Source organism: Thermococcus sp. JdF3 (genome assembly GCF_012027495.1).
Taxonomy (GTDB): Archaea; Methanobacteriota_B; Thermococci; order Thermococcales; family Thermococcaceae; genus Thermococcus.
On the sequence record NZ_SNUK01000004.1, the window covers coordinates 223,485 to 245,375 of the forward strand.

Annotated in this window: 26 protein-coding genes; 14 read left to right on the forward strand and 12 right to left on the reverse strand. The window is 52.9% G+C overall.

Going from position 1 to position 21,891, the window contains the following annotated elements; translation table 11 throughout:
• The first annotated feature begins 91 nt into the window (after positions 1–91).
• Both E3E42_RS08285 and E3E42_RS08290 read left to right on the forward strand, forming a co-directional pair.
• Positions 92–778 carry a TBP-interacting protein gene (locus E3E42_RS08285; protein WP_167903958.1) on the forward strand — a complete coding sequence of 229 codons (687 nt, stop codon included), beginning with the start codon at positions 92–94 and terminating at the stop codon, positions 776–778.
• The gene (locus E3E42_RS08290) at positions 735–1,517 is read left to right on the forward strand and encodes a hypothetical protein (RefSeq protein ID WP_370519637.1); all 783 of its coding nucleotides are present in this window, start codon (positions 735–737) and stop codon (positions 1,515–1,517) included. Before E3E42_RS08285 ends, E3E42_RS08290 begins: the two co-directional genes overlap by 44 nt.
• On the opposite strand, the gene E3E42_RS08295 is transcribed toward E3E42_RS08290, so the two are convergent.
• Complete coding sequence (locus E3E42_RS08295) at positions 1,507–3,387, reverse strand: threonine--tRNA ligase (RefSeq protein WP_167903960.1); 1,881 nt, start codon at positions 3,385–3,387, stop codon at positions 1,507–1,509. The genes E3E42_RS08290 and E3E42_RS08295 overlap by 11 nt on opposite strands.
• A 119-nt stretch (positions 3,388–3,506) precedes the next feature.
• Here E3E42_RS08295 and E3E42_RS08300 point away from each other — a divergent pair, with 119 nt between their 5' ends.
• From E3E42_RS08300 to E3E42_RS08320, 5 genes are all read left to right on the forward strand, one after another.
• A complete protein-coding gene (locus E3E42_RS08300) occupies positions 3,507–4,097 on the forward strand; it encodes an exosome complex RNA-binding protein Csl4 (RefSeq protein ID WP_167903962.1) in 591 nt (196 codons plus the stop codon).
• A 2-nt stretch (positions 4,098–4,099) separates the two neighbouring features.
• Positions 4,100–4,732 carry a DUF2067 family protein gene (locus E3E42_RS08305; RefSeq protein ID WP_167903964.1) on the forward strand — a complete coding sequence of 211 codons (633 nt, stop codon included), beginning with the start codon at positions 4,100–4,102 and terminating at the stop codon, positions 4,730–4,732.
• Complete coding sequence (locus E3E42_RS08310) at positions 4,722–5,009, forward strand: DNA-directed RNA polymerase subunit L (RefSeq protein ID WP_167903966.1); 288 nt, start codon at positions 4,722–4,724, stop codon at positions 5,007–5,009. Before E3E42_RS08305 ends, E3E42_RS08310 begins: the two co-directional genes overlap by 11 nt.
• 107 nt (positions 5,010–5,116) lie before the next feature.
• Positions 5,117–6,433, forward strand: a complete 1,317-nt coding sequence (locus E3E42_RS08315) for a hypothetical protein (protein ID WP_167903968.1) — start codon at positions 5,117–5,119, stop codon at positions 6,431–6,433.
• Positions 6,430–6,816: a ribonuclease III family protein gene (locus E3E42_RS08320; RefSeq protein ID WP_167903970.1), complete on the forward strand. Its 387-nt coding sequence runs from the start codon at positions 6,430–6,432 to the stop codon at positions 6,814–6,816. The genes E3E42_RS08315 and E3E42_RS08320 overlap by 4 nt, the downstream gene beginning before the upstream one ends.
• Before the next feature lie 866 nt (positions 6,817–7,682).
• Here the strand turns inward: E3E42_RS08320 and E3E42_RS08325 are convergent.
• From E3E42_RS08325 to E3E42_RS08365, 9 genes are all read right to left on the reverse strand, one after another.
• Entirely contained in the window at positions 7,683–7,940 is a 258-nt protein-coding gene (locus E3E42_RS08325) for a hypothetical protein (protein WP_167903972.1), read from the reverse strand.
• Positions 7,937–8,299, reverse strand: coding sequence for a hypothetical protein (locus E3E42_RS08330; RefSeq protein WP_167903974.1), 363 nt, complete (start codon positions 8,297–8,299; stop codon positions 7,937–7,939). The genes E3E42_RS08325 and E3E42_RS08330 overlap by 4 nt, the downstream gene beginning before the upstream one ends.
• Positions 8,286–8,564, reverse strand: a complete 279-nt coding sequence (locus tag E3E42_RS08335) for a hypothetical protein (protein ID WP_167903976.1) — start codon at positions 8,562–8,564, stop codon at positions 8,286–8,288. The genes E3E42_RS08330 and E3E42_RS08335 overlap by 14 nt, the downstream gene beginning before the upstream one ends.
• Positions 8,565–8,830: 266 nt before the next feature.
• Positions 8,831–9,187, reverse strand: a complete 357-nt coding sequence (locus tag E3E42_RS08340; RefSeq protein WP_167903978.1) for a hypothetical protein — start codon at positions 9,185–9,187, stop codon at positions 8,831–8,833.
• Between the two features lie 439 nt (positions 9,188–9,626).
• Positions 9,627–9,995, reverse strand: coding sequence for a hypothetical protein (locus tag E3E42_RS08345; protein WP_167903980.1), 369 nt, complete (start codon positions 9,993–9,995; stop codon positions 9,627–9,629).
• The gene (locus E3E42_RS08350) at positions 9,985–10,398 is read right to left on the reverse strand and encodes a hypothetical protein (RefSeq protein ID WP_167903982.1); all 414 of its coding nucleotides are present in this window, start codon (positions 10,396–10,398) and stop codon (positions 9,985–9,987) included. The genes E3E42_RS08345 and E3E42_RS08350 overlap by 11 nt, the downstream gene beginning before the upstream one ends.
• Positions 10,399–10,409: 11 nt before the next feature.
• On the reverse strand, positions 10,410–12,692 hold the full coding sequence (locus E3E42_RS08355) for a CARDB domain-containing protein (protein WP_167903984.1): 2,283 nt from the start codon (positions 12,690–12,692) through the stop codon (positions 10,410–10,412).
• A gap of 232 nt (positions 12,693–12,924) precedes the next feature.
• On the reverse strand, positions 12,925–13,800 hold the full coding sequence (locus E3E42_RS08360; protein ID WP_240913671.1) for a hypothetical protein: 876 nt from the start codon (positions 13,798–13,800) through the stop codon (positions 12,925–12,927).
• 97 nt (positions 13,801–13,897) lie between these two features.
• Positions 13,898–14,704 (reverse strand): sugar phosphate isomerase/epimerase, encoded by an 807-nt coding sequence (locus E3E42_RS08365; protein WP_167903986.1) that lies wholly within the window; start codon positions 14,702–14,704, stop codon positions 13,898–13,900.
• 93 nt (positions 14,705–14,797) lie between these two features.
• On the opposite strand from E3E42_RS08365, the gene sppA reads away from it, so the two are divergent.
• From sppA to E3E42_RS08380, 3 genes are read left to right on the forward strand one after another with little or no spacing between them, the layout of a single operon-like run.
• Positions 14,798–15,811, forward strand: coding sequence for a signal peptide peptidase SppA (sppA, locus tag E3E42_RS08370; protein WP_167903988.1), 1,014 nt, complete (start codon positions 14,798–14,800; stop codon positions 15,809–15,811).
• Position 15,812: 1 nt separating this feature from the next.
• Complete coding sequence (locus E3E42_RS08375; RefSeq protein WP_167903990.1) at positions 15,813–16,292, forward strand: PH1570 family protein; 480 nt, start codon at positions 15,813–15,815, stop codon at positions 16,290–16,292.
• A complete protein-coding gene (locus E3E42_RS08380) occupies positions 16,282–17,292 on the forward strand; it encodes an AI-2E family transporter (RefSeq protein WP_167903992.1) in 1,011 nt (336 codons plus the stop codon). Before E3E42_RS08375 ends, E3E42_RS08380 begins: the two co-directional genes overlap by 11 nt.
• Here E3E42_RS08380 and folP read toward each other — a convergent pair.
• Entirely contained in the window at positions 17,270–18,088 is an 819-nt protein-coding gene (folP, locus tag E3E42_RS08385; protein ID WP_167903994.1) for a dihydropteroate synthase, read from the reverse strand. The genes E3E42_RS08380 and folP overlap by 23 nt on opposite strands.
• Positions 18,069–18,386, reverse strand: coding sequence for a hypothetical protein (locus tag E3E42_RS08390; RefSeq protein ID WP_167903996.1), 318 nt, complete (start codon positions 18,384–18,386; stop codon positions 18,069–18,071). The genes folP and E3E42_RS08390 overlap by 20 nt, the downstream gene beginning before the upstream one ends.
• A gap of 89 nt (positions 18,387–18,475) precedes the next feature.
• Between E3E42_RS08390 and E3E42_RS08395 the strand changes: the two genes are divergently transcribed.
• The 4 genes from E3E42_RS08395 to E3E42_RS08410 form a co-directional block, all read left to right on the forward strand.
• Positions 18,476–19,444 carry a beta-ribofuranosylaminobenzene 5'-phosphate synthase family protein gene (locus E3E42_RS08395; protein WP_167904060.1) on the forward strand — a complete coding sequence of 323 codons (969 nt, stop codon included), beginning with the start codon at positions 18,476–18,478 and terminating at the stop codon, positions 19,442–19,444.
• A 1-nt stretch (position 19,445) separates the two neighbouring features.
• A complete protein-coding gene (locus E3E42_RS08400; protein ID WP_167904062.1) occupies positions 19,446–20,237 on the forward strand; it encodes an N-glycosylase/DNA lyase in 792 nt (263 codons plus the stop codon).
• Between the two features lie 238 nt (positions 20,238–20,475).
• On the forward strand, positions 20,476–21,345 hold the full coding sequence (locus E3E42_RS08405; RefSeq protein WP_167903998.1) for an ABC transporter permease subunit: 870 nt from the start codon (positions 20,476–20,478) through the stop codon (positions 21,343–21,345).
• Between the two features lie 5 nt (positions 21,346–21,350).
• A partial coding sequence (locus E3E42_RS08410; RefSeq protein ID WP_167904064.1) for an ABC transporter ATP-binding protein occupies positions 21,351–21,891 on the forward strand: 541 nt, incomplete at its 3' end.

A 21,891-nucleotide genomic window follows, 5' to 3' on the forward strand; every position in this document is an offset into this window, starting at 1 on the left:
ATCGGAACCTTTTCCTCCCTGAACGACCCTTTTTAAAATTTTCCGCTAAAGCTTATTAACGTTGGCTTCGAGTTCCCCACGGTGGTGACTGATGCAGTACGGTGAACTGAGCCCAAGAATAAAGAGGGTCTACGCTCAGGTGAGATACCTGGATGATTATCACTGGGAAATAACGGGTGACAGGATAGTGGGGATCCACAAGAAGAGCAACGTCCGGGTCACAATAGACGTCGCGGACAACAAGGAGCACGCGGAGAAGCTGGCCAAAAGTGATGGGGCCGGAATACGGATAATAGCGGTTCCGGACAAGAACGTGTTCTACGTCCACAACGGGGCGTTCATCCTTACCTACCGCTACATAAAGGCGACCCTCGCCGATATCAACGACCACATCGTATGGAGCGGCTTCAAGGTCGTCGAGGATGGGGGGAACCTGATCCAGGAGGACCTCTATGAGTACCTCGGAGGCGCCCTCATCAACCACATCAAGAACAACATGCTCGCCGGCCAGGATTACGTCTTCTGGCAGTTCTACAGGTGTGAAGAGTGCGGAAAGTACGTCGATGTCGAGAGCCTCGAGAGGCACCTGAAGGCGCACGGCATCAAGCACCACGAGAAGGGCGAGGAGCGCTATGAGGTCTTTGAGATAAACTTCAGGGACGGCAGGGTCTACGACAAGTACGGTAAGGAAGTCCCTGTGAAGGAATTCAGCGAGGATGCCAGGGACTTCCTGAGTGAGATCCTCGCAGGGGCCTCACAGGGTGGCCCAAATGAGTGATTTTAATATTTTTGATTTGTTTCAGGATAAATGCATTTCCGGTTCCACCGTCGCGGTTATATATGATGCGTACTCCTCGGCGTGGCAGGTCTCTCTCCTTTTTCTTGAGAAAGCCCTTGAAGAGGGCTATTTTGGGGTTATGTCAAATTACAGCGTCCCCCTTCGGGGACTGTTTCGACGGGGCCGCAGTGTCGGACTGGACTTCATGGAAGTGCTCCAAAACGGCAACCTTGCAGTGATAGATGTGTTTGGCTCCCGCTACGCAAGTACAGAAAACCTCCCGGGTGTGTTCTACCTCGACAAGGTTGAGCCCGAAACAATAAACCCCAAGATAGACCGTATCTACTGGGGCCCCCTTAGGATGAAGGTGAGCTCCGGGAAAATTATCCGGTTGGTATACACCCTCGACGGTGCGGCTATGATGCTCGGAGAGGAGAACACGCTCAAGCTGCTCAACCAGACCGTGGCCACAAAGAGCGTTAGATTCCCCGATTCGATTCTTCTGCTCCCCGTGAACTCGGATATAGTTTCAAAGAGGTTCGTCGCGTGGACTTCTACCATCAGTGATTACGTCGTTCTGGCGAGGTCGTGGATCGAGAAGGATTACATTAAGGAGCTGCTGTACATAATAAAATCCCCCTGTGCGGATTTTGAGCCGGTCACGTACTCCCTGAGGGTGACGGGGGATAAGGAAAAGATATACCTGAAAAAAGTGCTGAAAGAGAACCTCAACCCCTGAACTTGGGCCTCCTGCTGAGGAGCAGCGGCAGGGGCCTCGGCCTGTACGGGAAGCCCTCGACCTGGCTCCTTATCTCCCTGATGAGGTCCTCGAGCTGCATCTCGACCTGCCTTCCGTCGCTCCTCCTCCTGACGGTTACGGTGCCCTGCTCCTTCTCGTTCCTGCCGACGACGACCACGTAGGGAATCCACTCCTTCTCGGCCTTCCTTATCTTCTTGTTGAGCCTGTCGCCGGTGTCATCGACATCAACGCGGATCCTGGCTCCCTCAAGCTTTCCGGCCACGTAGAGTGCGTAGTCCATGACCTCCTCACTGACCGGGACAACGCGGACCTGTATCGGACTGAGCCAGAGCGGGAAGGCCGGCTTGGTGCCCTTCGCCTGAAGCTTCGCCTGCTTCTCAAGGATGGCGTACATGACGCGCTCTATGGCCCCGCTCGGCGAGCAGTGGAGTATGAGCGGGTGCTCCTCCCTGCCTTCCTCGTTGTAGTAGGTTATGCCGAAGCGCTCGGCGTTCTCGACGTCGATCTGGACGGTGCTCAGGGCAGCGGCCTTGTCGAGGTTGTCCACGAAGTTGAACTCGAACTTGAGTATGAAGTAGAAGAACCTCTGCTTCCACATCTCGATGAGGACAGGCTTGCCGATTATCCTCGCCAGCTCAACGACGAAGTCCCTGTTCTCCTTCCAGAAGTCCTCGGTGAACCTTATGGCAACCTCGTAGTCGTCCGGGGTGAGACCAACTCCCCTGAGAACCTCCATGCTGAGCTTGTACTGCTTCTTGAACTCGTCCATCGCCTGCTTGAGGTCCTTAGCTACGGTGTGCATATCGGGCATCGTGAAGGCCCTGAGCCTTCTCAGGCCCGAAAGCTCGCCGCTCTTCTCGCGCCTGAAGGAGTAGCGGGTAAGCTCGTACATCCTGAGCGGCAGGTTGCGGTAGCTTATGGTGGCGTCCTTCTTTATAAGGAACTGGCCGAAGCAGGCAGCGAAGCGGAGGAAGAACTTCTTGTCGCCGCTCTTGACGACGTACTGCCTCGCCGGGAAGCGGTTGAGGTACTTCTCGAGCGCAGGGTGCTCGAAGTCGTACATAATCGGAGTCTCGACCTCCATGGCGCCGTACTCTATGACCTTCTCGGTGACGTACTGCTCGAGGAGACCCTTTATCAGGCGCCCCTTCGGATAATACCTGAGGTTTCCGCCGTCGCTTCCCGGTTCGTAATCGACGAGCTCGTGCTCGAGCATGAGCCTGACGTGCGGCGGCTCCCTGTCGGCTATCCTGTTCTTGCTTATCTCGTAGTTGGCGAACTTCCGGAGGTTCTCGTGCCCGGTGAAGTCGAACTTCTCGACCTCGACCAGCTCACCCTCGGGGGTGAGCACGTACCAGTAGCTCTTCAGCTCCTCCTCCTTCTCAAGGGCTATGTTGCGCTCCTCTTTGCTGACCGTCTCGCCGCTCGGGACTATCGTCCTGCTGAGCTCCGCCAGCGGGTGGCCCTTGCAGCTCAGCCTGAACGCCTTGTAGTAGCCGAAGGGCGCGCGCTTGACCTCAAAGCCCTCCTCCCTGAGTCTCTCCTCGATCTTCTGGAGCACTTTGAGGGCGACGTCGGGCTTTGCCAGCTCGCTGCTCAGGTGGGCGAAGGGATAAACGAATATCCTGTCAGCATTTACCTGTGAAGCAACGTCCTTAATCTCGACAACGGCCTTCTCGACGACCTCATCGGGGTTGGTCTCGTCGACCTTCTCAACGCTCGTGAAAACCGCCAGAACCTCGTCGAGCCTTCCCTTCTTCTGTTCTTCACTTATCGGCTCCGGGTTCTTAAGGGCCCTGTCTTTGACCTCGTACTCGAGGTAGTCCGAGTGTATCAGAAGCATTCTCATCTTTAACCACCACCATAGGCTCAATTGGAATTACTAAAACTTTTCCCCTCGCCCTTATAAATCCTCCCGCATGGCAAAGGCTTAAAAATCCGGACCGCAACTTTCATGGAGGTGGGAGAATGGACGAAAAGAATGGCGCAAAAAACGGTGACATCGTTCTTCCCGGTGACTACCTTGGCGTCATAGAGGAGTACTTCCCGGGGGAAGGTGTTAAGGAAGAGAACGGTGAGCTCTACGCCGTGAGGGCTGGGAAGGTTGTAATCGACCAGGACAGGATGGAAATAAGCGTTGAACCCGTCACCGACACCCCGCCCCTGCCGCAGGTGGGTGACGTGGTCATAGCGAACGTCATAGAGGTCAAGCCGCAGGCGGCGATAGTCCAGCTGGTTAAAATCGAGGGAAGGGAGGACGATAGGGAGATAGCCACCTCGAAGCTCGCGGGAATCCATATATCCCAGGTCCGGGACGGTTACGTTGAGGGCATGTCCACGGAGTTCAAGGTCGGCGACATCGTTAGGGCAAGGGTCATAGCCAACGAGAAGAGTCCCATACAGCTGTCCACCAAGGGGCCGGACCTCGGCGTGGTATATGCCCTCTGCTCCCGCTGCAGGACCCCCCTGGTGAGGCGCGGCGACAGGCTTATCTGTCCGCGCTGCGGAAGCGTTGAGACGAGGAAGCTCTCCACCCTTTACAGGAAGATGAGGGTGTGAGCATGGCGAGGGCCAAGAAGGTAATAACCATCCACGTCCGCGACGACCGGGAGAAGGAGGAGTTCATGCGGGAGCTTCAGCGCCTCCGCCTTCCGGCGTTCATATACGTCCACGGCAAGCTGAACGACCTGAAGATAAACGTCCAGGGGACGAAGGAGGACATCCGCGAGGCCATCCGCAGGATACGGGAAATACACAACCGCGTCAGGGCCAAGCTCTACCCGGACAAACGTGGCCTCTACAGGTACACCATAGACGACCTCTTCAGAGAGGCGGGGGCCAGCGTTTCAACCCCTATCCTCGTAAAGACCCTCGAGCTCCTCGGCGAAACCGTTGAAGTGCGGGATGGGGAGCTGGTAACGTCCATGCCATGGGAGGAGCTGGTCTCCCTGACGGGAACCCTTGGCGGATACCTGTCCGACATCTCCCTCCAAACAACGCGGCAGATAAGGGAGGTCGTCCTGCCCGCCGCCGTTGCCTACGATCTCGAACCGGAGGACGTCATCGACCTCCTGGTGGAACTCGGTCTCGCAGAGTGGAAGGAGGATAAGTTTAAATACGAACTGGTGAAGAACAAGGAGCAGGCGCTGGAGATGCTGATTAGCCACTTGAAGGGTGAGGAAAATGAAGATTGAGGTCATCAAGCGTGAGGAAAACGTCCTTGAGTTCTACCTCGAGGGAGAGGATCACACCTTCGCCAACCTGCTCAACGAGGTGCTCCACGAGAACAAGCACGTCACCTTCGCGGGCTACACCATAGAGCACCCGGTTCTCATGGCCCGGAAGCCGAAGTTCCGCATCGTCACCGACGGCAAAGTGACTCCAGAGAAGGCCCTTGAGGAGGCCGCTCAGAAGATATTCGACAGGGCAAGGGCCGTTCTCGATGCCTGGAAGGAAGCCATAGGCGAGTGACCTTCCTTTTCTCCTTTGATGTGTTCCACGCGGCGATTTTCGAAACCCTTAAATTTGGAACTCTTCTAACTTCCAGTTGAAATGGATACATTTCGAGGGATGGAATCTTGAGGCACCCTGAACGAGCTCTTGCCCTCATCGTACTGGCCGGTCTCACAGTCCGGCTTGCCCTTGCGCCCTATTCGGTGGGAAGCGACCTTGCCCAGTTCTACGGCTTCGCGGGGACGATGCTAAAACACGGCGCGTGCTTTTACTCATATGCGGATTCCTTCGCCTATGCCGCGAAGGGCTGGCCCTACCCGTGGCCCTACGTCTACGGCCCAGTTCTGGCCTACCTGCTGGCCGGGATCAGGGTTCTCGTTGGCGGAGGGGTTGAGACATTCTGGAGCGGCGGCGTTTACCACGTCTACGTGGACCCCAGATGGGCATTCTCCGTTAAGTTGCTCTTTATAACTGCCGATACGGCAACCGCGGTTCTTATCTACCTACTTCTTCGGAAAAAAGGGGAGTGGAAGGGTCTCATTGGAAGCGCCCTCTACTATCTAAACCCCATGGTGATCCATGTCTCTGCGGTTTACGGCATGTTCGATGCCGTTTCCCTGGCCGTTTTCCTCCTCGGACTTCATCTGCGGAACAGGGAAAACATCTCGCCCGCTTTCCAGGGCCTTTCCCTGACGATTAAACACACCCTCCTGTTCCCCGCCGTTGTTTCCCTGTGGGACTACCTCCTGGAAGGAGTTGGGGGTCTCAAAAAAGCCGCACTTCTCTTTGCAGGGGCCGCCGTGCCGTTTCTTCCCCTGCTGCTCCTCTGTCCGTCGAGCCTGCGCACGCTTCCCGAGCTGATGCAGGGGATTGAAGTCGGGTATCCCCTTCCGTTATCGTACAGCATGAACGGCTTCGTCAGTCTGCTCACGTACTTTCACGAGGCTCACGGGGTTGAGACGCTGATTTTTATCGAGCACTGGTACGTCCCGGCCGTTCTCCTTCTCTTTCTCACCCTTGTGAGGCATTCCTTTGAAAGAAACCTGGTGGTTTCCGCCTCGCTTGCCTACGCCGCCTTTACCGCCACCTACTGGCGCGTTAATCCCCAGTACCTCCTTCCCCTGGTCGCGTTTTTGACCCTCGTCGCCTTCAACATCCGGGGGAAGGTCAGGCTGATCTCACTCTTCACGGCCTTTTACATCGGGATATGGCCAATCCTCCAGCCGAGCGAGTTCTGGTTTCACGTCCACCTGCGGAACCCCAACTGGACCGCTGTTAGGTTTGTGGGCCGCTTCACGATTGGGGTCTGGGGCGATGTCCCCTACGTCGCCTATTCTCTGGTTCTGAGTATCCTGCTGTACGCCCTCCTCCTGGGGAGCACCCTGCCGTACCTCAAAAACCTTAAAGCCTGGTTCTCGGAGAGGGTTTGGGTGAGAGCTTGAGGTACGAGAGAAACTTCACGGACAGGGGACTTTCAAAGTTCGGGGACTCCCTGGTAAACTTCGTCTTCTCGCTCGCTTTGAGCGAGTATCTGGGTAGGCCCACGGGGGAGAGGGTTCCCAACGCGTCGCTCACGATAGCCCTTGAGCTGGCGGGACTCAGGCATGTTATTCCGCCGAGGACCGACAAGCACGGAAAGGGCGACATAGCGGAGGCCATCTTCGCCTACGCGTGGCTCGAGGGGAAGATAACGGTGGATGAAGCCGTCAGGATTTTGGAGGAGAACTTCACCGGGGACGTCACGCACTTTTCGAGAAAAAAGGAGGTGATAGGGAGGGCCTTCGCCGAGGTCTTCAAAGTAATTGGGGAGAGGCTGGGGCTGTAGGTAGCTAATCGCACCTGCCAGATAGTACCTGACCCTCATGTGGAAGGCAAATATAAACGCCAGGTAGTACGCTGGCAATATAATCGCCCAAGTGTATATCTTTGCGGCCCCCACCCGGAAATTGGTTCTGCGAATAAGATCCCTGTTGCTGACTAACACTGCCAGCGAAAGCAAGAGGACTGGGGAGATGACGATTAAAAGAAAGGAAGAGAAGCCCTCAAGATTAACTGCCACTTCAACCGCCTCCAATCAGGTTGGTGTCTGTCTGCTGGAGACTTTTGGCAAAACTCCGTTCTTTTAAAGCGAGATCCATTATACATGCCCTATTGAGACCTAGTTTACAAAGTTCACGCTTCATCAGTAACACCCCCATGTAATGCTGGATTTTTGTCACAGGTCTTCGGTGGGTGCTAGGAGATTCCAAATGTACAGTAGTGTTAATATTATTATGAACGTCGCAGTACTTAGTCCCAAAATCTCTTTGAGTGTAGTTCCTTTTGGCCATGCTGGGATAGACAGGAAAAAGCAAATATTTTAAAAAGATTCCTTGGATCTTTCCACTCAGTAGTCAGACTTAATTGCATCATTCATCCCCCGACTAATTGAAATTTATTTGCGCCCCTGAAACTCCTAGGAGCCTCATTGATGTGATAACATGAACCGCACCTACAAAGGTTACTGTCCCTGCTTGGGATACCGACGGTGGAGTGACAAGCACTAACGAGCTCCATAGTAGGATTAAGTACACTAATACATTCTCTCTCAATTCACTTTTGAGTTGGATCAGAATATAAGCTAATAACCCTACGATGGAACTATTGACGTAAGAGTCAAGTACACGAGTGAGCCTAATGTCAATCCGTCTATCAATGCCGTGGTTTTACTGCCCTACTGGCTATCAAAAATCCAAATATTAACATCCATCCTAGCAGGCCATTTTTTGTCTCTGACATTATAGCTGTCCAGAAAAGCACAAGATATGGTACTCCAACGTATATGCTAATGAAGTATTCATTTCTACCCTCTTCAAGCGAATTGACCACTGCAACGTAGGCTATTACGAAAATCAGCAGCATTGCAGGAAGAAAAATTAAAAAGAATCCAACAAGATTCTCAGGGTTCATGACTCATCACCCACTATCAGGTTATTGTCTCCTGGATCATTCGGAGGTATGGGTTCTATCAAGCCAATCCCGCATAGTTCAGCCCATGTTTGAACTAACAATGATAGCCCTGCAGTGTAAATTGCTTCGCCAGCAGAAGACATCCAAACTGCTAATGACTTGGGATTCTTTCTTCCAATATTCCATGCAGTTCTCCCTATCGAAATAGCAACAGATATCACTTCTTTTGAAGATACACTGATTTTTAACCTGGACTCCCATGGGTTCATTTTCACCACGTATGTTACTGGTTCTTTTAGTCGGTTTAAGTAGGCTTTAATTGCTATTGGTGTTCCGAGGTCTATGTCACTTAAGTCCACCGGGCACTCTCTTCTGAAGTTCACCGTTAATGGGAATTGTGAAAGTGAAAATCTCTGAATAGTCTGGGTTCAACATCAAGCTTTCTGGATTTGGAGCTATTAGGTTATCGCCTTCAGTACGGTCGTATATCTTGCCCCCGGCGAAGTAAACGTCCGTTATCCAGATGTCTACTGGCATACTGTCTAAGTTCTCCACTTCAATACGACACGATACTGAATCCACGTCCTCACTGACGAACTCCGGACTACAAGTCATCCACGCCATCACGCCACTGTTGGAGGTTACTGTTATAACTTTTTCATCTTCGATTTCCCCATTGACGTAAAGCGTGAAGTAATACTTTCCTGGGTTGGTGAGGGGCATGTTGAACCACGTGGCATTAACTCCAAGACCATCAATCCGATGTGGATTGCGTTCAAATACTCTGATGGGGAAAACCAACCCTCACTTTGCTCCAGTGCTCTTCCAGACTCCGTTCGGCTTTTCGTTGGTGTTTTGAGGAATAGATTGTGAACATATCCTTTTTATAGTCACTTTTTATTCCTCAGCTTCTGTAGGATTTTAATCTCCCTCTGCAACCACAGTGTAACTACACCGTATACAGCGGCAATTGGGGTTCTATAGACTACCATGAATAAGAGAGTTGGGAGATAGAGGATTAGTAGACATAATGTGCTTAAACTCTTGCATACGGTCTTAAGGTAATACCAGAGGAGAAACCAGAGTATAACACCAAAAGCCCCGTATCCTGGATATTTAAAGAGCAACGTTGCCGAAAAGACAAGAAATGGGATGGAGGCTAAGGCCCCACTGTTTTCAATCTCTCTTCTGGTTATTCCGATTGCATTTCTTCTAATGCTGATCAGAGCGGTTGCAAGCCATAGCATAAAGGAAGCGATAAGCGGCCAGAGTGCGCTCATTGAGTTCGAACGTAGAGCAATGTACCGGATGTTACAATAATCGCAAGACTAGCAATGGCCTGCCGTGAAGATATCATAGCAAGGGACGCTATAACGATCCACAAAAAGATAGAAACAGCAAGGGAAGTGTCCATTTTTCATCCCCCCACTACAGCATTATTGTCGTTTTCTTGTGGGAATCCATTCACACCCCATTTAATTATCCACTGAACCTCTGAGGCGGCTTTTCCAAGCTTTGGAAGACTTGTTAAAATGAAGACGCCCCAGCCCACAGGGTTACTGCCCTCAACAACAAGCTGTGCTGTCGATATTATTTCCCCTGCGGTTGAACCGTAATCAATAGCCTTTTCAGCTCCACTCCTTGTGTCCTTGTAACTTATTGTTATGACATCTGAAACTGGATAATTCAGGCAGCTGAACTTGCTTCAATTAAGTATGAGTGTCCCCCAAGCTCGTTAATGTATGTCTCGTAAATAGGTTTTCCGAAGTAATAATTCGCCAGCTCGTCATTTATCGCGATTGTTATCGTTAAATCCTCCTCCACGTTCGTTGGGCTTAGGGCCACAGTTTGCTTGCTAACAGTTACACTACTCGGCCCATTTGGCCACACCTTCTTGCCTCCAAATTTGACAGCTTTTAGGTTTACAGTAATTGTTGTTGGTTCCTTTAACTCAAAGTGAACAGTACAAGTGGTTGAACCGTCCAGGGGGATAACTGTAGGTTTGCATTCCATGCTTGCAATCACATTACCCGCGGGCTTCACTTCAACCCTCACCTTGCTCCAGTGTTCGTCTCTTGAACGAACAGTAAACAATCATAGTTGTTATTGCACTCATGGGCACAATAAAGAGCCAAAATTGGGTATTTGAAGAATATGCATTGAGCATAAAGAGTGGAGTTGAAATTAGGATAAAAATTGAGAAAAATTGCTTTACTTTTCCACTCTTTCCAAGCAAGAACTCATACACAATATCAAAGCCTAACCTGCAGTAAATGCCCTTATAAACGCGCCTACCAAGCTTTCTGACCGATAGCGCTACTGTGAATACAATGATTAGACCAAGGATTATTCCAACAAGAGAGTTAATCCCGCTCTTAATACCGTATTTCCAAGATTCCACACCAATAAAAGCAAAGAGGAACAGGAGCAAATACCGGTATTTCGAGCACAGGGTCATGAACTCACCCCTCAAGTGTGTTCTAATATTCCAGGTTTGATGAACGCATTCCAAAGGAATGCCAAAGGATCAAAACTTAGCTTTGAGCTAAGTCGTATGCCTGAAATCCTTATTGAGCCCAGCTGAAAGCTAATTGCTGTATTTGGATCTACAATTGCTGCCGTCCCGCTGAGTATGTAGTCTGCCGCAACGGTTTTGCTGTCCATTTTTACCTTTACCTCGTATCTAATGTTGCCAGTGAAGTGGGACCATGTATCTTGAGATTCGAGTTTGTACCCTAAAGTGTATGTTATGTCCGCCGTGCTCGGATCATTGTTCTTAATCACTACCTCCGTGGCATCGGCGACACTAACTGGAACCCAACTGCTGATCTCTAGTGGGAGCTTGAATGTCACTCTTTTAACATCTTGGGGAGCCAAAGTAAACTCTAAGGGATTCACCGTCCAGGCTCCGGAAAGGGTGTCATTTAGTGCTCCAGTTATTGAGTACTCGCTCACAGCAATGTCCCTTATATCCACTGGAGTTGAATATGGGTTTTTCAAATCCACCCAGCAGGATAGCACTGCACGATAAGCATGATCCTTGAAGTCAAACACTGGATTCTCACATCCAACCTTTGCCTGTATTAGTGAGCTATCGTTCACATAAACGTTAGCAGTTGCTACTGTTTTTCCACCAATTTTCAGGTATAAGATAGTGTTCTGTGTGACAATTTTTGGCTCGGACCACTCGCTCATTGTTTTCCCCGCATATATCTTTAATGCCCCACCTTGGATGATGTAACCGCAGCCACTGCACCCGTACTCCGTGTCTTTCTTTGGCCACCACTTTGCTCCTGAATCATCGACCAGTTTGATGTTGAAAGGCCCTTGAGCACAGTTTGGATCCAAGTTGGTGACGGTAATGTGGACACTCACGCTGTCCCCCGCCTCAACCCATTCTGGGTAAACCTCTAAGTGACCCTCCAGGGGAACATCGCTCAAACAAGTCGAAGTCGGAGGATCTTGTATTGTTATCTCGCCGCTCCTCGAATCCTCTAGTTTTCCATCCTCCCACACTTCTACCCTCCAGTCATGATTCCCAGCGGTTGCGGTCCACGTTAAGGTTGTGGTGCTCTCGTCGTTGCCTCCAATTGAGACGGTTCTGCTGGACTCCTTGACCCCATCAATAAACAGCTTCACATTCAGAGATCTGGACCGAGAGGAGGGGTTTCTGATACTCACGTCGAATCTCACTCTGTCCCCATCATCCGGATTCCGGGGTGATACATCAACGTCCGATATGACCAGGGTCCCCGTGGTTACTATGACCTTATCACTTGCGCTCTTCTTGTGTCCGTTCCACGAAATGGTCGCCCGTGCCAGATATGTGCCGGAATCTGGATATGCCACGGTTTTGGTGAGTATCGTCTTCTCACCATTTGCAGGGATCGTGACGGTACCTGAATAGTTTTTGGGGTCAAATTGGGGGAGAGATACTGTTACTCTGTACTTGACACCGTCCACCGGCAGACTATTGCCGTTTTTAACCTTTACCGTATACGTGACGCTCTCTCCCTCAACAATGTTGTGCCTTGATGCAGTAACGATGACATCGACCTTGCTCCAGTCAATTGAGGACCCGAGATCGATGGTTTCTGAGTAGCTCCTTGTTATGGTTCTGTCCTGACATTTCCTGGAGAGGGTCTGGCCGTCTTTAAATGATGTTGGTGGGCTGCTGCATACTGGCCGATAGGTGATTTTTACGTTCCCGGTTATCCGTATACTGCTTCCGGATACCCTGGCTGAGAACTTCCCGCTCCTCCATGTTTCCTCCTCGTCCGGGCCCAGGTAACTTATGGTTCCTGTGTCAGTTCCCCCAGAGGTTTTGTCTGAAACATTGACCCGGATTTTGCTTACCGAGTTATACTTGGCTACCATCGAAATTTCGACGTGGTACTTTATCTCACCCGCATCGTTCCTGTCCACCACGACACTGATCCCTTTTATCTCGAGAACTCCGAGAGTATTTTCCATATCCAGCGCTTCTTTGATCAGCCATTCGGGCAGGTTCAGGGGTTCTTGGACGTCATTAGATGTATTCTCCACTGGGACGGTCTCTTCGGTGTCCGCACCGTTCATGGGTCTGGGCTGACCGGGTTTAATATTGTCATAACACGATACCCTTTTGATCTTGCTAGTGCTGTATATCATGTAGACCCCAAGGGACTGTTTTAACTCCGCCATTTTTTGATTTATGATTTTGTCAATCTCGGGGTTGTCGTTACCCCCTTTCTTTGCCTCCAACAGGGCCATGATGTTGCTTGACAGCTCATATGCTTCGAGGGCAGATGGCCAGTAGTATACTGTGCGGTTTATTGTTATCCAGGTCTCCGGACACCAGACTTCTGGAGTTGATTTTACGTCAGCGTCACCACTCCTACCGATGTCTTTTATGAGAAAATCACTATAGACCTTGACTATTTTTGTTCTTTCGATTGTGAATACAATGCCTCCGTTGGGAGTTCTCTTCTCAACCTTTGTTATCTCATTTTCTTTGTGATGGTGGGTGGAGGTATTTTGAGATCGATCCGTTGAGAGTTATGTTCCGAGGCGGTCTTGGTATTGGATGGGGAGGCATGAATTTTGTATATTCGTACTCCTTCTCCTTTGGTTTTATCCTATCAAGAATCAGTGCGGTTATTAGCTCATTTAGTCCGCGGACGTTGCTGTAAAAAGTTTCTATACCCGTCGAATCTCCCGAGTAATTGTAGTAGCTTGCATATGTTTCGATCCACGACCTTTTCAGAATTGGGTTGACCTGAAGGGACAAGCCTGCCGTTGAAGGGGCCTCTTCGATATTTTTCCAATAACCTGTTTTCAAGGCCCATGCTCCGTACTCGTTGTATTTGAATGCCACGTCGATGAATGCCATGGAGAAATCCTCGAGGAAAGCCGTCATATTGAAGTCTTCGTTAATTTCGTCAGCGTTCTTAACAATGTACTCTTCCAATGCTTGAATCTGCTCATCAGTCCAGCCTTGGGCTTTCAAAGCCTCTACCGTCTCTTGGGGGAGACCGTTCTGGCTAATGTTCTGAGCCATTTCCCTCAGCTCTTCCACAGTGTAGAACGTCTTCACGCCGGAAGCTTTCAGTTCCTCTAGAGCCTGCCAGATTAATGCTGAAATGTTGGCGGCATTCTCGGCACCGAGGCGAGAGTTTTGGATTAACTCCTTGACAAGAGTCGTGTTTCCAGTGGCGTTGAGACGAACCACAAGTTCGGATTCCCTGTTGAGAATCTCCCAGAATTTCTCGTACGGGTCGTTCTGGGCGTCAACGCTAGTGGCGTAGGCTGTACTCCCTGCCGCTGCTACTATCGATCCTAGCAGGAGGATTACCAACAGTACTCCTACCGCCTTTCTCATTGAAATCTCACCATGACACTAATCCAAGTTAGAAATTAAAAGGTTTTTCTATCCATCTTCCGCACACCACCAAAAATAGTACGCAAAAAACGGAAAATCACAGGCTCGTCAGGAGCTCTATCAACCCCTGCTTCGTCGGGACCTTCATGAACTTCTCTGGGTCCTTAACCTTGAGGAGCAGGGGAACGTCCCCGAAGAGCCTGAGAACCTTTCCGAATGGTATGCTTCCCTCGCCGGGGAGCAGGTGGAGGTCGCCGACACCGTAGGCGAGGGCATCCTCAGGCTCAACCTGCGGGAAGAGCTTTCCGAAGTTGTCGTGTATCATGAGGATTACGGTCTTGTCGGTTCCCAGCTTTACGTCCTCGAGCAGCTTGTCCGCGTCACCCTGGGCGCTGAGGAAGGCGTGGGCGACGTCGAGGGCGAAGCCGACGTTCTTCCTGTCCACGTTCTCGACGACGTAGAGCGTGTCCTTGACGCTGAACGTGTTCTCGAGGGCTATCTTTATCCCGAATGGGTTCACCATGTCAGCAAGCTGCTGGAGGGCCTCTATTTCAAGGTCGAGCCTTCCCGTCCTTCCGCTCTGCATGACGATGACCTTGGCGCCCAGCTTTATGGCAACGTCTGCTATGGCCCTTGCAACGCGGAAGTGCCGGGTGTAGTAGATGTGATCGCGGAGGTTGACGGAGGTGGGCATCCTGACGATGTAGTCGATTCCGACGCCCCTCAGGGTCGTCTCAATGTTTCTGAGCTTTTTCTCAACAACGACGCCGTTCTTTATAAGGCCGAGCGTGTGGGGAAATATCGAGACGAAGTCGTAGTTCTTTATCTTGACGTCCGCGAGCACCGACGCGAGGGTCTTGTCCTTCGTGACGAAATGCGGATAGACAGTAATTCCTATCTCCATGCTACCACCTACAAGAGAGTGTGCCGCTGGATATAAAAGCTTACCGAGGACAGGGTTTAAAAGTTCCGGGCGGAACATCTTTCGGGTGAGTGGATGAGGGAAGATATCTGGAAGTACATATCCGCGATTCTTATACTCATGCTCGCCGCCTCAAGCGTGGCGGTGGTGCTGCTCTACATGCAGAACTCGGAGCTGAAATCTTACACCCCTTCGAACGTCTCCCCGATAGTTGTGGAGACCTCACTGAACGCGACGTGCAACGAAACGGCTTACAAGCTCCAGATAGAAGAGCTCCAGAGGCAGCTCGACTTCATGCGGGCCCAGCTCAGGGAGAGGAACCTGCCCGAAGGCAACACGACGATAGCCGTCGTCCCGATATTCGGTCTGATTGACGAGTACACCGCCCTAAGAATCGTGCCCCTTCTGAGGGAAATTGCCAGGAACGACTCAATCAGCGGCGTTGTTCTCTGGATAGAGAGTCCGGGTGGATACGTGGGGCCGGTGAGGGATATCTACGCCACGGTTCGGAAGCTCAACCTCATTAAACCCGTGGTCGCCTACACCGGTGGCATGGCGGCATCGGGTGGGTACTACATCGCCGCAGGCGCCGAGAAGATAATAGCGGACCCCCTCGCAGAGGTGGGCAGTATCGGCGTCATCTACGTCCACTACAATCTCCAGAAGAACTACGAGATGAACGGCATCAAGGTTGATGTCTTCAAGACCGGCCCCTACAAGGACACCGGCGCGGAGTGGCGCGACCTGAGCGAGGAGGAGCGTGAGAGAATAGCGAAGAGCATTGACACCTATTTCCAGGCATTCCTCCAGGCGGTGAGCAGCGGGAGAAACATGCCGCTCAACGAGACCAGGAAGTATGCAACCGGTCAGACCTGGTTCGCCATGAACGTGACCGGCTCCCTTGTGGATGAAACCGGGGACATCGACCGTGCCCTGAGGATACTCTCGGAGGAGCTCAACGTCACCAACCCACGCGTCATCATATACAGTGGGGACTCTCCTTCGGATTTTGGTATCTTTGGAAGCACCGCTCTCCTACTTGATCCGCGCTACGTGAGCGCTTACCTGAAGACCGGTAGGGGTGGTTGAAATGCTCTGTGAGGAGAAGCTCGAGGTCTTTGAAAACGGGTTCCGGGATGAAAAGTTCAACCTCGAGGTGGAGTTCTACGGGAAGGACGCCAGAAAGCTTCTCCTTGCAGTGATAAGGGAGCTTTACCTCCCCGATTATGGGGAGGACTACGTCTATCCCTTTGAGTGCGCCAAGGAGTTCTGGGACATCCACATGGATCCTTCCGAGATAGTCGCTGAGGAGTTCCGGCCGAGTCCCATCAAGTTCCTCAACCGCAGCGTTCTCAATCGCCTCGAAAAGGCCCTCGAGGAGATCGATGCGCCCCGGGAGGTTAAGGATGCCATAGACTTTGAAAAGGCCGAGGTTCACAAGCTCAAGAAAGGTTTATTAGCCATGGGGAAGAACTTTATACTCGGCGAGGGAGCGTACCTCATCGTCTTCAACAAACCCGGTGCGAGGGAGCTCATACTGAAATACCTGGGGATGCTCGATGGAGCTTGAGGCTGCAGTCTGGATCGCGATATCACTCGTTGTCCTCTACCTCGTCTGGGAGACGGTTAGCCCTATCCTTTCCCCCCTTATACTCGCGATAACCCTGGCCTACATTCTCTATCCGTTCCATGAGCACCTCTCCCGGAAGACCGGAAAGCGTGTTTCGGCCTTCACCATGACCGGTATCCTCACGATTCTGACGTTTCTCTTCATGATCGGCTTTGCCCTCTGGATAAACGACGTCAAGCAGTCCCTGGCGTACTACATCGATGCTTTTTTCCGGTGGTTGCTTGGCTTCCACCTTCCCCCCGCAATCTACGAGCTCATCCAGCGCCTCGCGGAGGATATTCCCAAGCGCTTTGAGGAGTACGTCCTGGGCTACACATACTCCCTCCCCAAGCTGTCCCTCCAGGCTATTGTGATGGTCTTCGCGTTTTATGGTATCCTCGTGAACACCGAGACAATAAGGGAGGAAGTTCATGCCCTCCTTCCACAGGACAACAGGGAGCTGGCCATTAAACTCCTGAACAGTGCCGGAAGGACCCTTCACGGCCTCCTTCGCGGATGGCTCGCTCTGAGCATACTCAAGGGTGTTGCCATCGCAGTGGGCTTCTACCTCTTTGCCATAGCCGACGCCGGCGGTGCAATAGCGGCCGGCATATTCACGATAATCTTTGAGCTTCTCCCCGTCCTCGGGGGATGGATAGTCTGGCTGGCCGGGGCGGCCTATCTGTTCGGCACCGGAGAGACTGCCGCGGCGGTCGTCTTTGCCCTCTACGGGGCGGTTTTCGTCTCCCCGATGCCGGACTACATCCTCAGGTCTCGCCTGGGCGAGAGGGAAACCGGGGTAAACGCGCTGATAAGCCTCGTTGGAATCTTCGGGGGTTACATAGCCTTCGGCTTCGTTGGCCTGATAATCGGCCCCGTTGCCCTGTCCCTCCTCGGAACCCTGGTTGAGGAATGGAAGAAGACGAAAGAAGCGGCCTCTACATCCGGAACTTCCTCATGAACGCTGCCGTCCGAACGGCATCGAGTGTTTCCCTGACGTCGTGTGTCCTGATTATGTTCGCTCCGTTGAAGACGGCCACTGCCGTGGCGGCAAGACTCCCCGGGAGCCTCTCCGCGGGGTCTTTTCTGCCAGTTATTGCCCCGATGAACGACTTTCTGGAGACCCCTATGAGGATTGGCCGTCCGAAGATTTTGAGCATGTTGAGGTTCGCCAGAACCTTTGAGTCCCACTCGTACCAGGGGGGCCACTCCGGGCGGAGAAAGCCTATGGCCGGATCCACCGCCACGTCCTCTATACCGTGTCTCTGGGCTACAACGAGGCTCTCTCTGAGAAGGTCTATCACGGTGTGAATCGGGTCGCTGAGGTTCCTCACCTTCCCATGGGCGCAGACTATCACCGGGGCACCGTGCTCGCCGGCCACTTCCGCCATCTTCGGGTCGCCCTTCAGACCGGTGACGTCGTTTATCACATCCGCCCCCGCCTTCAGGGCCTCCTCCGCGACCCTCGCACTCGTCGTGTCTATGCTTATTGGCACGTCCACGTGGTCGCGAATGGCCTTAACCGCCCATACTGCCCGCCTTACCTCCTCCTCGACCGGAATCTGGGTCTCGAGGTAGGGGGCGGTCGATTTGGCACCGATGTCGATGAAGGTAGCCCCATCCTCAACCATCTTCACCGCGGTCTCGATGAGCCTGTCCTCGTCGTCCCTGACGCTCCCCTTGTAGAAGCTCTCAGGGGAGACATTGATGACGCCCATTATCCTGGGCTCACTCAGATCAATCCCCGCGAACTTCATGGTTCACACCCAGCTCGAGCTTGATGGCCATGAATAAAAAGGTTAGCGTGGCTATCAGGACGGGCAGAAACGGGTCGACGTTCGGGTCGTTGGAATGCACAGCGACCGCGAGGAGGCCGTTGACCGCGCTGAAGCCTGCCAGGACTGCCTCGTCGGTCACCTTGGCGTCGAGCCTATCAAGAACGTGGAACAGGTACAGCTCCGCCACGAGAGGCGCTATCGTCAGTATCCCGATGAGCCCTGTAAATATCGTGAGGATGTACAGGGCAATCCCAAGTGCGTCATCACCTTCCCCCATATTATCACCGTTGGGTGTAATCTTTGGGACACTTAAAAGTTTTGCCAACCGTTAAAAATCGATACCCCCAACTTCCCCCGGTGACGTTCATGCTGATCCGTACTCCGAGGAGGCTTCATCTGGGTCTCATCGATCCATCGGCTACCTTTGGAAGGCGCTTTGGGAGCCTCGGCGTTGCCCTCGAAGGCGGCTACGAGGTCAGAATCGTCGAGGGCGAGGCCATGAAAGTGATTGCAGATGGGGAGGACAGGGAAACCATCGAGTTCGCCATAAAGAGGATGAACTCCGCCTACGAGACGGGGGTTAACTACATCGTCGAGGTCAGGAGGGCTATCCCCAGACACGTCGGCCTCGGCTCCACGACCCAGCTCAGCCTGGCGGTCGGCACTGCCATAGCAAGACTTAACAACATTAACGTTCCAATCGAAGAGCTCGCCAAGGTTCTCGGCAGGGGAAGGAACGGCGGTGCTGGAATCTACTCCTTCGCCTACGGCGGGTTTGTCATGGACGGCGGCGTCAGGGACGGCATTCCTCCCCTCATATTCCGGGAGGACTTTCCACCCGAGTGGGGCTTCCTCCTGGTGATTCCGGAGCTCAAGCCGGGTCTCGACGAGGAGGAGGAAAAGCCCGTGATGGCGAGTCTTGCCGGAAGGACAGACGTCGCTATGGAGATAAGCCACAGAATACTGCTTGGCCTCCTGCCCGCTTTGAAGGAGAGGGACGTAAAAACCTTCGGTGAACACCTCTCCGCGATACAGCGGCTCGTGGGAAAGCACTTCGAACCGTACCAGGGCGGGGAGTTCAGGGAGGACGTTAAACTGATGCTCGACTTTCTCGCCGAAAACACCTACGGCTACGGCCAGAGCTCCTGGGGGCCAACGGTTTACGGGCTGATCCTCCGGGGTGACTTCGAGAGGCTCAGCGCCGAGGCCCGGGACTACCTCAGGGAGCACGGGATAAAGGCGAAGGTCGAGCTCGGCCTTCCGAACAACGCCGGCGCGGAGATAATCGGGGAGAGCGCGTTCCTCGAAAGGTTGATAAGGTCCGTGGGTGGTTAACGTGACCCTCGACAGGTTCATCAGGGTGAGGTACCGGGCCGACGAGGAAAAGGTGAAGGCCCTCAGGGAGATTCTAAGCGAACTCGGCCTCGACTGCGCCAGAACCATCGAGGAGCGGGTTGACCTCCAGTTCGATGCGCTGAGAAACCTCCACGGGAACCTGAAAAACGATGAACTCTTCATCAAGCTCGTCATTGCAAACTCCCTCGTGAGCTATCAGCTGACGGCGAAGGGCGAGATGTGGTGGTGGGAGTTCTCCCGTTATTTTTCCGAGAACCCACCGGAGGGGAGTATAGTCGGGGCCTATTCCACGTTCCTGCCAAATTCAAAGACGAACAGACGGCTAACAGCGGGAAAGCTCAGGCGGCTGGAGCGGCTTGAGCCCTTCCTCGATTCCCTCTCCCTGGAAGACCTTGGAAACTACTACTTCAGTGGCATGGAACGCCTGCGCGACGAGCTCGCGAAAACGCTTGGCTCGAGGAAAAGTGCCAAGACTATCGTCTTCGCCGTCAAGATGTTCGGCTACGCCGGCAGGATAGCCTTTGGGAAATTCGTTCCCTACCCAATGGGCATCGAGATACCCGACGACGTGAGGATAAACGCCTACACGAAGCGCTTCACGAACGAGCCCCCGGTGAGCTTCTGGAGGGGAATCGCGGAGGAAACCGGTATTCCACCGCTGCACATCGATTCAATACTCTGGCCGGTTCTGGGGGGACACGATGAGGTTCTCACGCGGCTGAAAAAGCACTGCACGAAGTGGGAGGGCGTCTTGCGGCTGACGGCCCTTTGAATTTTTGACTTGGACGACCCAAAGGTTTAAATATTCCGCCGTCAATAACACCTCGAAGTTCGAGGCATCGGAGTGAAAGGTATGTCCGAGGTTCTTATAACTGTCGATGGAGCTTCGTCCAGCAACCGCGGGGGGGCGCCGTCACTTCAACCCCATAGGCAAAATTTTTATACTCCTTCGATTAGTTGTAGTCGGGTGGACGGCTTCACTCCGGTACCGAAATAAGGAGGTAGGTGTTATGTTTTGGGGATTTCAGCTTGAGTTCAAGCAGAGCCTTCGAACTAAGAAGCTCTGGGTTATCCTGGGTGTCATGATGCTTCTGTACATACCGGGGTTCTACTTCCAGAAGGCCTCGGGGGAAGAAATAGAAACCGTTCAGCAGGCCGTTTCGGTTCTCATCGGCAACATCAACGGGCTGGGTGGCTTTTTCATCGCGATCCTTGCCCTTCTGATGGGTGCCACGGCAATAAACAGCGAGATAGAGAAGGGAACGCTGCGCGTTGCCATGAGCAAGCCGATAAGGCGGCTGGGCTACATCGGCGGCAAGTTCCTTGCCCACACGGTGGTTGTGCTGATGGCGCTCCTTCTGACGACCCTCGTTGGAATAGTCGGCTTGGCATGGCTGGGTGCTCCAATGGGAAGTCAGCTCGTCACCGATTCCCTTCTGCTCAACGGCCTGCTGCTTCTGGCTATGGTACAGCTGATAGCGCTCGGCTACATAATCTCCACCACCGTGAAGTCTTCCAGCACCGCCCTCGGCGTGGCCCTGGTGATCATGTTCGTGGTCTTCATGATAATGCCCGCAATAGTTCAGTTCATGGCCGCCAAGGATACCATAATAAGCGACCACCCAGACTGGGAGGCGTATCAGGAGAAAAGCAAGGAGTACAAGACCAGATACCTCTTCTACGTCCCAACGACCCAGATAGACGTCATAGTGAGCGATGCCACAAAGGTTACGGGGGACATAGAGAACCCGCAGATAGAATACGTGGGGATTGGAGGGGCCATAGGGAAGAACCTGGTTAACTTGGGCATACTCCTCGGACTCACCCTCGTCTACCTCGCCCTGGCTTTCTACCGCTTCCTCCGCATGGATCTGAGGTGATGGCGATGATAAGGATTGAGAATCTCGTCAAGGTTTATAAGGACGTTCGCGCCCTCGATGGGCTTAACCTTGAGGTGAAGCCGGGTCAGGTGTACGGTTTCCTGGGCCCCAACGGTGCCGGGAAGAGTACGACAATCCTCAGCACTCTCGGCCTCATCTTCCCCCAGGAGGGGAGGATTCAGCTCTTCGACCATGAGGTTTTCGCCGATGGGAGGTTTGACGAGAACCAGCTCGTTGAGGCCAAGAAACGCGTAGGCTACATGCCGGAGCATGCCACGCTCTGGGATTTTCTGACTCCCGAGCAGACGCTGGACATCATCGCTGACGCTTTCAAAATACCAAAAACCGAGAAGGGGAAGCGCATCAATGAACTCCTCGAACTCGTTGGTTTGAAGGAAGCGAGAAAGAGGAAGGTGGGTAAGTTCTCGAAGGGTATGCGTCAGCGTCTGCTCCTCGCCCAGGCGCTCATCAACGACCCTGAGCTTCTTATCCTCGATGAACCCATGACCGGCCTCGACCCGACGGGGATAGCGGAGTTCAAGGAGA